13 protein-coding genes are annotated in these 12,419 nt (G+C 58.3%); 1 reads left to right on the top strand and 12 read right to left on the bottom strand.

Annotated elements, in window-relative coordinates:
• Positions 1-33: 33 nt before the first annotated feature.
• From ACJ9Y9_RS08295 to ACJ9Y9_RS08280, 4 genes are read right to left on the bottom strand one after another with little or no spacing between them, the layout of a single operon-like run.
• Complete coding sequence (locus ACJ9Y9_RS08295; RefSeq protein ID WP_028019156.1) at positions 34-606, bottom strand: DJ-1/PfpI family protein; 573 nt, start codon at positions 604-606, stop codon at positions 34-36.
• Between the two features lie 22 nt (positions 607-628).
• Positions 629-1,819 carry a glycoside hydrolase family 88 protein gene (locus tag ACJ9Y9_RS08290; RefSeq protein WP_028019157.1) on the bottom strand — a complete coding sequence of 397 codons (1,191 nt, stop codon included), beginning with the start codon at positions 1,817-1,819 and terminating at the stop codon, positions 629-631.
• A gap of 13 nt (positions 1,820-1,832) precedes the next feature.
• The gene (locus ACJ9Y9_RS08285; RefSeq protein ID WP_028019158.1) at positions 1,833-3,113 is read right to left on the bottom strand and encodes an oligosaccharide MFS transporter; all 1,281 of its coding nucleotides are present in this window, start codon (positions 3,111-3,113) and stop codon (positions 1,833-1,835) included.
• A complete protein-coding gene (locus tag ACJ9Y9_RS08280) occupies positions 3,110-4,948 on the bottom strand; it encodes a DUF2264 domain-containing protein (protein ID WP_028019159.1) in 1,839 nt (612 codons plus the stop codon). Before ACJ9Y9_RS08280 ends, ACJ9Y9_RS08285 begins: the two co-directional genes overlap by 4 nt.
• Positions 4,949-5,176: 228 nt before the next feature.
• Between ACJ9Y9_RS08280 and ACJ9Y9_RS08275 the strand changes: the two genes are divergently transcribed.
• Positions 5,177-6,034 (top strand): AraC family transcriptional regulator, encoded by an 858-nt coding sequence (locus ACJ9Y9_RS08275; RefSeq protein ID WP_028019160.1) that lies wholly within the window; start codon positions 5,177-5,179, stop codon positions 6,032-6,034.
• A 114-nt stretch (positions 6,035-6,148) separates the two neighbouring features.
• Here ACJ9Y9_RS08275 and cobT read toward each other — a convergent pair whose 3' ends face one another.
• Genes cobT through ACJ9Y9_RS08235 form a run of 8 tightly spaced genes read right to left on the bottom strand, consistent with a single transcriptional unit; the run spans position 6,149 to position 12,419 of the window.
• Positions 6,149-7,204 (bottom strand): nicotinate-nucleotide--dimethylbenzimidazole phosphoribosyltransferase, encoded by a 1,056-nt coding sequence (gene cobT / locus ACJ9Y9_RS08270; RefSeq protein ID WP_028019161.1) that lies wholly within the window; start codon positions 7,202-7,204, stop codon positions 6,149-6,151.
• A 10-nt stretch (positions 7,205-7,214) separates the two neighbouring features.
• Entirely contained in the window at positions 7,215-7,823 is a 609-nt protein-coding gene (cobC, locus tag ACJ9Y9_RS08265; protein WP_028019162.1) for an alpha-ribazole phosphatase, read from the bottom strand.
• Between the two features lie 3 nt (positions 7,824-7,826).
• Positions 7,827-8,585, bottom strand: coding sequence for an adenosylcobinamide-GDP ribazoletransferase (gene cobS, locus ACJ9Y9_RS08260; RefSeq protein WP_028019163.1), 759 nt, complete (start codon positions 8,583-8,585; stop codon positions 7,827-7,829).
• Entirely contained in the window at positions 8,576-9,127 is a 552-nt protein-coding gene (gene cobU, locus ACJ9Y9_RS08255) for a bifunctional adenosylcobinamide kinase/adenosylcobinamide-phosphate guanylyltransferase (RefSeq protein ID WP_024908230.1), read from the bottom strand. The genes cobS and cobU overlap by 10 nt, the downstream gene beginning before the upstream one ends.
• On the bottom strand, positions 9,124-10,647 hold the full coding sequence (locus ACJ9Y9_RS08250) for a cobyric acid synthase (RefSeq protein ID WP_028019164.1): 1,524 nt from the start codon (positions 10,645-10,647) through the stop codon (positions 9,124-9,126). The genes cobU and ACJ9Y9_RS08250 overlap by 4 nt, the downstream gene beginning before the upstream one ends.
• Positions 10,644-11,462 (bottom strand): energy-coupling factor ABC transporter ATP-binding protein, encoded by an 819-nt coding sequence (locus tag ACJ9Y9_RS08245; protein ID WP_028019165.1) that lies wholly within the window; start codon positions 11,460-11,462, stop codon positions 10,644-10,646. The genes ACJ9Y9_RS08250 and ACJ9Y9_RS08245 overlap by 4 nt, the downstream gene beginning before the upstream one ends.
• A gap of 11 nt (positions 11,463-11,473) precedes the next feature.
• Positions 11,474-12,151 (bottom strand): energy-coupling factor ABC transporter transmembrane protein, encoded by a 678-nt coding sequence (locus ACJ9Y9_RS08240; protein ID WP_028019166.1) that lies wholly within the window; start codon positions 12,149-12,151, stop codon positions 11,474-11,476.
• Positions 12,138-12,419 carry an energy-coupling factor ABC transporter substrate-binding protein gene (locus ACJ9Y9_RS08235; protein WP_028019167.1) on the bottom strand — a complete coding sequence of 94 codons (282 nt, stop codon included), beginning with the start codon at positions 12,417-12,419 and terminating at the stop codon, positions 12,138-12,140. The genes ACJ9Y9_RS08240 and ACJ9Y9_RS08235 overlap by 14 nt, the downstream gene beginning before the upstream one ends.

The following is a 12,419-nucleotide window of genomic DNA, read 5'->3' as shown; positions in this document are numbered from 1 at the left end:
AAATAAATAGCCTCCGGCATAGCCGGAGGTTTTTCAAACAAGTTGTCCGGATAAGGGGTAATTAATATGACTGGCCTGCTCGCGCGCCAATGTCTCATCGCCCTGTAATCGCGCCGCCAGGGTAAAGGCGAAATCAAATACGTTACCCAGCCCGCGGCCGCTCAGCAGATTGCCGTCTTCCACCACGTCGGCATCAACGTACATGCCATCGCTAACGGTTTTCCACAAATCGCCGGAACAGACATAGCGACGCCCTTTGAGCAGTCCGTTGCCGCTCAGCACGCGGGCGGCGGCGGAGCAAATCGGGCAGATATATTTGCCCGCTTCATCATGCCGCCGAATGAAGGCGATCGCCTCCGCGCTTTTCCTCATGTTAACGCCGCCTTCCGGGCCGCCCGGTAACACCACGGCGTCAAAGGTCTGATCAACGCTGGCCTTCAGGGTGCTATCCGCCACCATTGAGATGGCGTGATAGCTCACCACTTCGCGACTCTCGCCGCAGGCAATCGTCTGAACCGTAATATTCAGGCGGCGCAGGATATCGATAGTGACAATCGCTTCCCCCTCTTCAAAACCGGGGGCTAATAGCACGGCTACGCTTTTCATCTTGTTCTCCATGGCTTAAGGGTTACCAGTACGGATGCCAAATCTGTCGCAGCCGCGCCAGCAGCTCAAGATAGAAATAGTCCCCCCAGCTACAGCACTGATCGACGCCCTTACCGCTGCCCATATGATAAACCGAGTGCTGCAGCAGCCCTTCGGTCGGATCATCGTCACGAGCAAGGTAGTTATCGGTCAGCGACTGCGCAATGCGCAGCGCCATCTCTTCATAATACGCACGGTTTGCGTCGAGCGTCGGCAGCGCCTTGACCAGCTCCAGCAGGCCGCAGGCGGCAATCGCCGCCGCTGAACTGTCGCGCACGGCGTCGGTACCGAGCAGGGCCAGATCCCAGTGGCAAACATCATCTTCCGGCAGACGGTTGAGGAAGTAATGCGCCAGGCTGCGTGACAGCTCAACCATCTGCTTATCGCCGGTATGCTGATAGCTGAGCAGGAAGCCGTAAATGCCCCACGCCTGGCCGCGCGACCAGCACGAGGTATCGCTGTAGCCCTGATGGGTATTACCAAAGCGCGGCGCCCCCGTCTGCACATCCATATACCAGGTGTGATACGTCGAGGCATCTTCACGAACGATATAGTTCGCGGCCTGTCCGGCGTGAGCCGTCGCCGCTTGCGCGTAACGTGGGTCGCCGGTCTGTTCGCTGGCCCAGTACAGCAGCGGCAGGTTCATATTACAGTCGATGATCATTCGCCCCTGCTGCTCCGGGTCGTTTAAATCGCCCCATGCCTGAATAATGTTGGCCGTCGGGTTAAAACGCTCCATCAGACGCTCGGCAGCCAGCAGCGCCGACTGGCGAGCGGCTTCGTTGCCGGTGAGCCGCCAGGCGCTGATGCAGGAGAGCGAATAGAGGAACCCGAGATCGTGCGTTGCGGTGTCGATACGCTGCTCAATGCGCCTGGCGAACGACGGTAAATAGCGCTCGGCAGCTTCGCGATAATGCGCTTTGCCGGTCATCTCCCAGGCCAGCCACAGCTGGCCTGGCCAAAAGCTGGTGGTCCACTCCACGTTATCGGTGCGCGGCCAGACCCCATTCTCACAGGCTTCGCCGGGGAACTTATCGCCGAAGGCGACAATATTGTTGTCGATCTTGCGCGTTACGCGGGTTAAGGTCGCTTCCAGCTTCTGGCTCAGCGCCAGGCGATCGACCTGATGCAGTTCGATCGGCCGCAGCGCTTCGGTGATAACAGATTTGGTCATAACAACTCCTGAATTAATGTTTGGCCGGTTCAACCGGGGCGGTCTCTAAAGCCGGAGCAAAGGGGCGTGAGGAATCGCGCGTCGACTGGCAGCGCGACAGCGTAAAGGCGGAAATCAGCGTAAATATCAGGGCGCAGCAGCCCATCAGCAGATAGGTATGCTCAAAGCCTATCCTGTCGTAGAGGTAGCCGGCAGGCGGAGCGACCACAATCGAGCCAACGTAAATCATCGCCTGGTAGCCCAGCAGGTACATCGTGGCGTTAACCCGACGATGGAAATGTTCGGCAATGTATTTGAAGACCGATATCAGCAGCAGCGCGATCTCGACGCCATAAAACGGTTTGATGATGGAGATAACAATCGGGTCGCTGGTCAGTCCGGAGGCGATCAGCCGTGCTCCTACCACGCAGCCGCAGAACAGCAGGCCGCGCTTAGCGCCGTAGTGGTTCACCAGCCACGGGATAAACATCATCATCACGAACTCCATCCCCGACTGGACGGTGCTCAGGTAGCCGTACCAGGCATTTCCCTGCTCTTTGGTGGCGAAGAACGATACGAAGTAGCGCGGGAACTGCTGTTCGGCGATAAACATCATCCACGCCACCCCGGCGACGTAGAGGCTGAACATCCAGAATTTGCGGTTTTTCAGCAGCATCAACACATCGGCAAAAACGATCTTATTGGCGGAGATGACGCTGTTAGTGCGCAGCTGCTCATCGCCGATTTTGAGGCTAATCAGCACCAGCAGCATCAGTACCGAGGTACCGCTGCTGAGCAGAAAGTTGGCAAGCGGCGTGAAGTTAAACAACAGCCCGGAGACCGAAGCCGCCATCGCCCAGCCCAGCGAACCCCACATTCTGATGCGGCCAAACTCCAGCCCGTACAGGCGGCTAAAGCGGTCGGCGTAAGATTCAGACGCCGCCACGCCGGCGTACCAGCCCAGGCTCAGATACAGCGCGCCGATGATAATCCCCGCCATCGCATGGCTTTGCAGCAGCGGCTGATACACCAGCGCAAAGAACGGCGCCATCAGCGCAGAAATGGCGCAGACAAAATAGAGCAGCCACTTGCTCATGCCGATTTTGTCCATGATGTAGCCATACACCGGCTTCAGGACCACTGCGAAGACGCCATTGATGGCGAACACGCTGCCGATGGTGATGCTATCCAGGCCCACTTTCTGGCTCAGCCATAAGGCGTACAGGCCAAAGCTGGATGACCAGGTGAAGAAGTAAAGAAAAACAAAGGTACTCATTTTGCACTGTGCGGCGCGTACGGACGATGATGTGCTCATAGCGATGCCTCCTGGGCCAGAACGAGCGTCATTTCTTGTCGTGCCGTCACGAAGCGTACCGCATCATCGCTAATGATGGCCTGTGGACAGCGTTGCGGATCGAAGTCGGCGGCATTTCCCGCCCACACCGCGCTTATCAACACATGCTTACCGGGGTCGAGTTCGCCGCGCAGCAGCGGCACCGCCGCGCGCTCGGCGAACAACAGATTACTGTTTGGCGGCGTCAACACCGTCTCGCCGCGGCGGGCGTGCGGATGCAGACAGAAAATGGCTGATACATCCTGGGGATTGCGTAACCAGCAGGCGTTGTCGCTCTCGTGTACCTGCGGCTGCGGGCGGTTCGCCAGGCTAAAGCCACCCTCCGCGCAATCCAGCGCGCGCCGGGTATTGATACGATGGACGCGCAGTTGCCAGTCGCCCAGCGCCAGCAGCCAGCTCTCAATCACCACATCGCGCCACGGCAGCCAGATGCTGTAAATGGTGCCGTCTGCGGTGACCACGTGCTGGCATTCGCGGCGGCCACGCCAGTAGTTATCTTTTTCGGCCAGCAGCAGCATCGAATCGGGCGCGGCGTGGTTCAGGCCGTAGCGCCCGCGTTCGATGGTGAAGCCAAAGCGGGTGGAATAGGCAAATTTGCAGTATTTCGCTTCGGTATTGACGAAGTTGTTTAGCTCCAGCTGGCCGGAAGTCAGCATCCACAGGTGATCGGCCTGACGCACCACCACCTGATCCGCGTGGGCTATCGTGTGCTGGACGGGCAACGGCGGCAGCGGCAGCTCAGCCGCCTGCCAGAAGGCATCGCCCTCTTCTAATGCCAGCACCAGCAGGGTCTTCAGGCCCCAGTACGGCGAACCCGGCGCGTTGTAGTCTTCCGCCATCGCCAGGTTCGGGTAGCTGTAACCGACGCTGAGTACGCCGTCGCGGTCGAACATCGGCTGCTTCAGCCACCAGCGCAGATGACGCAGAACGATGCCCTTTATGACGCCGGGCGAAAAGACCTTCAGCCCGGCGAAGGCCGCCGCACTCCAGAACGCCGCCTCGGCAAAGCGGTAGGTCAGGCTCCGGCCAAACGGGATCGCCGCGCCGTCTTCGGCGAAGAAATGGATGAAGTCAGAGGAGAAACGCGCGGCCCGGTGACGCAGCGTTGCACAACGCTTTGGATCGACATCGACCATGAGCTTCGCGTAAATCAGGCCATAGAAATGAAAGCCCATTGAGATGTAATAGTCGCGCGGCCGCCCCGGACCATCGGCGTACCAGCCATCGCCCAGATAGTAGTGCTCCATGGCAGCAAAATGATTTTCCAGCACCTGCGAGTTGGCCGGCATGCCGCAATAATGGAAGCCGACCTGCACCAGAATCGGAAAGAAGTGCCAGTTGTTATCGGGGATCTCCTGGGTCTCGCACTGCTTTAGCCAGCGCCATAAATTCTCTTTCTCGGTCTCAGAGAAGTGTGCCAGTACGGTATCGCCCGCCAGCGCCAGCAGCAGCCCGTAGGCCGCCATCTCGACGATTCGCTGATCGTAAGGCGCGACGTCGCCCCAGTAATCGGCATGTTGCGGATTGGTACCGTTTTTTATCGCCTGTAAATAAAAGGAGAAATGTTGCGGCTCACTGCCGCCAGCCAACAACGGCGTCACGCCCCACAGGAGACGGGAAAACGTTTCCATGCTCGCGACCTGCTGGCCGTAGTGAGCGGTAAAGTTCGCTAAATCAATGCGGCTGGCGTCGTTTTTAAAGTAAGGCGCCACTGCGTTTAGCATATCGTTAACCAGCCGTAGCACCTCTTCACGACTTGTCAGTGGATTATCCAGATTAATATTTTCAGGTTGCACAGGGTCCTCCCGCATTACACGAGGGTAGAGATAACTTATTGTTATTAGGCTTTTTAAAGCCACGAGTGCGACGTCTGGATGAAGAGTAACTGCTTTTATTCCCGGCACTGAGTGAGCAGACTCACAAAATTGAACCACCATTTCATTTTTTCTGGATTTTATCGATCGTGAGGAGGATAAATTACAAATGATGGCCTAAAAATTTAAATCTGTTGTCCTGGAGGTAAAATGGGTGAAACGCAGCTGCTGGAACGCATTACGCTCGATCGGCAGGCCATTTCTTTTAACCGCCTGTACGCCAGCAGCGCGATTTACTACCACTGGCATCAATGCGTTGAATTGCTCTACATTTCCAGCGGCTACGGCATCGTGGTGGTGGATAATCAGCACTACACCGCCCGTCCGGGGCGATTATTTATCTTCCCGCCCTTCCGTTTGCACAAAGTGCAGGTCGATCATAGCGATAAAAACCCCTATCACCGCACCACTATGCACATTGAGCAAGCGGTCGTCGAAAGTGCGCTTAGCGCCTTCCCGCGCCATCAGGCCAGGTTCGCCGCGCTGGCCGCCAGCAATCTGCCCGCGCAAATCTACGATCTCAGCGAGCACGCGGCGTTTATCGAGAGGATCCTTGAGCAGTTCCAGCGCCTGGAGGGCAACGAGCAGACCGAGGCCTGCGAGGTGGCATTTCTGGTGATGCAGCTCATGACATTTCTTCCCGAGCAACCTCAGCCCTACCCGCCGCGCCAGCAGACCGTCGCCTCGCGGATTATGAGCTGGATAGAAGCCCACTATGCCAGCAAGTTTTCGCTCGACCAGCTAGCGCACGACCTGGGGCTTTCGCGCAGCTATACCTCACGCATTTTCCGCCAGCAGACCGGGGGCAGCATCCACGAATATTTGCTGACCCGGCGAATAAAAAGCAGCTGCGATCTGTTACGGTACAGCGATGAGAGTATTGACACTATTGCCCTGGCCGTCGGGTTTAGCGAGGTGACCTATTTCATCACCTGCTTTAAAAAGATGATGCGTCAGACGCCACTGCAGTATCGACGTCGTATCCTCAGCACCAGAATGCCCTGTTAACGGGGTTTTGATGACTGGCCCAAAGCTGAACGCTTTCCGGCTACCTGCCGGGCTGGGGTTTCCTGTACACAAAAAAACCTGCGATACTGCTATTGCAGGGTTTTTACTTTTCCGTCACGCCGGAACCGGCAACTCAATGCCGCTTTGCGCCAGTTGCCCCATCTCGCAGTACATTGCGCAGGCCGCACTGACGATAGACATAGCCAGCGCGGCGCCGCTCCCTTCGCCAAGACGCATGTCAAGATGGATAAAGGGCGCCAGCCCAAGGTGCTCCAGCGCACGTCTGGCACCTTTTTCGGCGGAAAAATGAGAGGGAATACAGTAGCTCTTAACCTCTGGTGCAATCTGACAGGCGGCGATGGCCGCGGCATACGAGAGAAAACCGTCTAACACCACGGGCAATCCGCATGCGCCAGCGCCCAATATCACCCCGGTCATGCCCACCAGGTCATAGCCGCCGACTTTGGCCAGAACATCAACCGCATCGCGCGCATCCGGCTGGTTAATGCGTATCGCCTGACGGACAACGGTTTCCTTATGTTGGACCCGATCCTGCGGCAAATTGGCCCCAATCCCCACCACATCATGCGGATCGCTATCGGTCAGTACGCTGATGATTGCCGAGGCCGGTGTCGTGTTGGCAATACCCAGCTCGCCAACGCCAAAGACGGAGATCCCCTCCTGAGCGCGTTTTTTAACGAGGCTGGCGCTCGCCAGCAGCAGGTGCTCGGCATCCTGGCGGCTCATCGCCGGCCCCTGGGCGATATTACCGCTGCCACGCGAGAGTTTAAGGCTGAGCATATTGTCGATAGGCTCACCGTCAATACCGATGTCAACGGGCAGCACCGACGTCTGGCTATTGCGGGCCAGCACGCACACCCCGGTCACCCCCTTTTGCATATTGACGGCCTGAAGCCAGGTCACCACTTTCGGCGTCACGGCCACACCTTCATCAAATACGCCATGGTCGGCGCACATGACGATAATCTCTTTTTGCAGATTATCGAGCCTGTCGATTCCCCACATTCCCGAAAGCTGTATAGCCAGGCTCTCCAGCCGACCGAGGCTGTTTGTCGGCTTTATTAAGCCATCAACATGCCGCGAGGCCGCCTGAATCTTCTGTTTATCAAGCGGTCTGATGGCCGCCGCCAGCTCCTTCACTGTCCCCATCCTCACACCCTCATTCCTCAGTTTGCCAAACGTTTCTGCCATTAAATACGCGTAACACCCAATGCCCGGCCCGATTTTCAACGACCGTGTAGGCATCGTGACTGAACGGGAAATGCCACATTGCCGCCACGGGCATCCCTAACCAGGTTGCCAGCAGCAGGCTCAGCACGCCCTGATGCGCCACAATAAGCGTGTCTTCGCGCTGCTGTAGTTGACTCATCTCATCCGCCGCCGCCCTGACGCGCGCGGCGAAATGTGGGAACGCCTCGCCGCCGTCGGGCGTGGCGTTTTGCCAGTCATCCATCCAGCTCTGCCACGACGCGGGATGTTCTTTTTCGATGTCGCTGAAGTGCCGCATCTCCCATTCACCAAAATCCAGCTCATTAAGACGCGCATCAACATGGATATCATGGGCTGTCGGCACGATAAGCCGCGCCGTTTGCTGCGAACGCTGGAGCGCGCTGACGCGCGTTTGCCCGAACGCGACCCCGGACAGGTACCCGGCAACACGCTGGCTTTGCGCAATGCCCTGCGGCGAGAGCGACAGATCGGTGCTCCCGTAAAACACGCCGCTGATGTTAGCGGTTGTTTGACCGTGTCGGACCAGAAAAATACGCATACATCAGACCCACAGAAGCGCCAGAAGGAAGGCCATTTCGCCGATCTCCTCCATCGCGCCCAGGGTATCCCCCGTCAGCCCGTTCAGTCGGCGGCTTAAAAAGATCTTTACCGCGTTGACGACAATCCAGGTGATGACGCTGGCGACAAGCCCCTGCATCCCCGTCAGCAGCCCCACGAGCGCCACGCCGATGCAGAGGGTGATGAGCGTCTCTTTGCCGCTGATATGGCCGAGATAGGCGTTTGCCATTCCTGCACCTTCGCGCGCGTAGTGCTGCCGGTACATGACCAACACCATTCCCGTTCGCCCGACGATCGGCGCGCACACCAGCAGCGCAAACAGGGTATGAACCGGAAGGTGAGCCAGGGAGATCACCGCTGCGACCTTGATAAGGATGCAGAATACGATAGCCAGACCGCCGTAGGTCCCCAACCGGCTATCGCGCATAATCTCCAGCATCCGTTCGCGGGTGCGGGCAGAAAACACGCCATCACAAGTGTCCGCCAGACCGTCCAGATGAAACCCACCGGTCAGCAGCACCAGCGCCAGTACCCAGGCGACGGCACCGATATAAATCCCCCCGCCGGTCTGGCTCACTGCCAGATAGCCTAAGGCGGCCAAAACCCCAACGATCAGGCCCACCACGGGGAACCAGGGGACGCCACGGCCATACTGTGAAAATTCAACGCCGTCGCTCCATTTTTGCGGCACCGGAATGCGGGTAATAAATCCCAGCGTCGCCCACAACATTTTTAACGGCATTTAATCTTTACTCCAATTCCCGAGACAACCAGCCACACTTCCTGCGCCGCCTGCGCCAGCCTTTGGTTCGCGCGACCGGCAATATCAACAAAATGACGCGCCAGCCGATTCTCGGGCGTGATGCTCATGCCCAGCTCATTGGTCACAATATAAACCGGCGCCGCCGACTGCTGGCAGGCCGCAATCAGGTCGTCCACCTGCTGTTGCAGCACCGCCTCAAGCGCGGAAAAATCGAGGGTCTCCGGCGAAGCGCCGCCGCTGGCGTCATAGAGCAGGTTCGACAACAGAGTGGTGACGCATTCCAGAACCACGCCTTCGCCCGGCTGCACCTGATGGCGAATCACGTCGCCCAGATCGCGATACCCTTCCCAGGTTCGCCAGTGCGCAGGACGCTGTGCGCGGTGCTTGTCAACGCGCAGCGCCATCTCTTCATCGGTAATCACCGATGTCGCGATATACAGCACGCGCTCGCACTGCTGCGCCGCCAGCTGTTCGACGTGCGCACTTTTCCCGCTGCGCGCGCCTCCGGTGACTAAAATCATGCGCCCACCTCCTGATGCTCCCGCATTATTTGATAGATCTTTTTAATATCAATGTGTTCTCTCATCGCGCTGGCTAAGAGATCAAACTGTTGCGCTTTGTAGCCCGCGTAATCTACCGCAACGTCTAATGGCGCCAGTCCTTTGCGCTGGCGTAAGCCATCCACCATCGCGCGCGTGAAGGCATCGTTATCGAACAACCCGTGGAGATACGTCCCTATCACCTGCCCGTCAGCGCTGATGGCGCCGTCCGCTATGCGCTCGCCCTCTTTTTCCAGAAACAGTGCCGGATAATCGTCGGCTGTCAGCCAGGTCTCTCCCATATGAATCTCATAGCCCTGCACCTTAATGCCCGCCGCCGACTTAAGCCACGCCGGGAGTGCCGACGCCATCTGCGCCGAAACCTGCGTCGTGGTTTTTCGCTGCGCGAAGCGGGTCACGGTATGGAGTAGACCCAGCCCAGGCTGGGTTCCCATACCAGATTCCACCTCATCGATGATGGTGTCGCCAAGCATCTGGTAGCCGCCGCAAATGCCCATGACGGGTACGTTCTGCTGGTGTGACTGGAGCACCGCGTGCGCCATACCGCTTTCCCGCAGCCAGGCCAGATCCCCCAGCGTATTTTTACTGCCGGGTAGAATCACGAGGTCAGCCCCCGCCAGCTCCTGGGGATAACGGACATAGCGCACGCGAACATCGGGCTGCGCCGCCAGGGCGTTAAAATCGGTGAAATTGGAGATATGCGGTACCTGCACCACGGCGATGTCGATATCGCGCCGCGCGTTTCGCAGGTATTTTCCCTTTTGCAGCGCCACGCCGTCTTCATCTTCCAGATCGACATCCAGCCACGGCATAACGCCCAACACCGGCACGCCGGTCAGGTTTTCAATCTGCTCAATGCCCGAGTAAAGCAGCGCAACATCGCCACGAAATTTATTGATGATGACCCCTTTCACGCGCGCCCGCTCGTGGTCGTGCAGAAGCGCCAGCGTACCGTAGATGGCGGCAAATACGCCGCCTCTGTCAATGTCCGCCACGAGGATCACCGGGCACTGCGCCATTTCGGCCATGCCCATGTTGACGATATCGCGATCGCGCAGGTTGATCTCCGCCGGGCTGCCCGCGCCTTCCAGCACCAGCACGTCATACTCCCCGGCCAGGCTGTTATAGACATCGCGGATCTGCTCCCGCAGGCGCGGTTTGTACTCGTGGTAGCTGACCGCGTCCATATCGGTCGCCACCTGCCCCATCAGCACCACCTGCGCTTTACGGTCGCTGGTTGGTTTTAACAATACCGGATTCATCCGTACGTCCGGCGTAATCCCCGCCGCCTGCGCCTGAAGAATCTGCGCGCGCCCCATCTCTTTTCCCTCCGGCGTGATACCGGAATTGAGCGCCATATTCTGCGACTTAAACGGCGCGGTACGCAGGCCATCCTGATAAAAAATCCGGCACAGCCCCGCCACCAGGACGCTTTTGCCGACGTCAGAAGCGGTGCCCTGCAACATAATTGCCTGCGTCATGAGGCCTCCTTCATTACGTTTTGTTTTCGCATGCGGCTGAAAAATTCATCTTCGGTTTTACACAACGGCAGGCCAAGCTGCGCGTGCAGTTTGACGAGCCAGGGCTGCGTTAATCCGGCCCGTTCCATCAGTTCGCCGCGGGCGAAGACCTCACCCGGTGCGCCGTGCGCCAGTACTTCTCCCTGGCGCAGCACGTACACGGCATCGCTGACTTCGTAAATCAGGTCAATATCATGGCTGGAGATCACCACGTGGTTCCCCTGTGCCACAATGCGCCTGATGATCTCGATCATCTGCGAGCGTCCTGAAGGATCAAGCCCGGCCGTGGGCTCGTCCAGCAGAAGATAGCGTGCCCCCAGCACCAGCGCCCCGGCAATAGCGACCCGCTTCTTTTGCCCATGGCTCAGGCACTGGATCGGCTGCTGGCGAAAACGCTGCGCGTCGACCAGCGTCAGCGCATCGTCGACGCGCCGCGCAATCTCCGCTTCCGCTACGCCCAGGTTACGCAGGCTGAAGGCGATGTCGCTATCGATATCGGTATAGAAGATCTGCTGATCGGGGTCCTGAAACACCGTTGTGACCTGCTGACGGAGCGCCAGCAGTCCGCGCTTGCTGTAGTCCAGCGGCTTCCCCTGCCACAGCACCGCCCCCTGCTGCGGCTTCAGCAGACCGCTCAGGTTCATAAATAACGTCGACTTTCCGCAGCCATTAGCTCCCACTAGCCCTGTGACGGCATGCGTCGAAAAATCCAGCGTCAGCCCTTTGAGTACATGCGTCTCCTGATAGCGAAACCAGAGATCGGCAGTGGTAAGCATGGTGCGATTCCTTACAGGGGAAAATCACCCTGGTAGAGTTTAATATCCAGCGTGGTCGCCATCTGCTGATAGCGAATCAGCACCCGGGTAAACAGCAAACCGACCAGCATCGCCAGCGAGCGATAACTTTTTGGCAGGCTACGATAGCCAAAACGCAGCGTCTGCGCGCGGTGAATCGCCAGCGCTTCGTCTAACAGAATAAAAATAAAGCGCCAGGTCAGCAGAATCTGCTCGGTAAGCAGGCGCGGCACGCGCGCCCGCTTAAGCAGCACAATCAGCTGCGGAAAGGGCAGGTTCAGCACCAGCCAGAAGGTTGCCGCCAGCGCGGTAAGGCTGCGCCAGAAGGTTTCGTTAGCGGCGGTCAGCCCGGAAGCGGTTATCCCCAGCCAGTAGTGCCCCACCGGAACGCTCACCGCCAGCGTATGCGGATCACGGGTGACGCTAAAGAGGATCGTCAGTACCCCGACCAGCAGAAAGCCAAACGGCAGCGACATCCAGCGACACCAGCGCCAGAAGGTCATCCGCAGCAGCCAGCAGGTCAGTCCCGCCGTCAACGCCAGGACGATCCCCTGCCCCAGCGGCGGCAGCGCAAACGCCAGAGTCATCAGCGCCAGCCAGAGCAGAAACTTGCGTTCCGGCGCAACCTGAGCCCAGCGGCTCTGGTAGCTCAGCCTGTCAAGCCCGGTCATCACGGCGCTGTCTGCCTTTGGTGTAGCCCAAAATATAGAAAATCACCGCTGCGCCAATGGATCCCTGGAGCGTAAACAGCAGACTTTCAATTTCGCCGCTGGCGGGTTCATAGAGCGGCGTGAACCATGGCGTGTAATGAGGTGCCACAACCTGGATTTGATTTTCGGCTTCACCATCCGAGCCACCAAATTCGCCACCGTGATCGATAAAAAATGGCATTACGATCAGGGCGAGCACCATCGCCAACAGCATCAGCGTCTTTTTCAT

The sequence above is a fragment of the Enterobacter sp. CPE_E1241 genome, from assembly GCF_045618265.1.
GTDB lineage: Bacteria > Pseudomonadota > Gammaproteobacteria > Enterobacterales > Enterobacteriaceae > Enterobacter > Enterobacter adelaidei.
The sequence above is the reverse complement of the archived record's forward strand: the minus strand, read 5'-3'. Positions and strand labels throughout refer to the sequence as shown.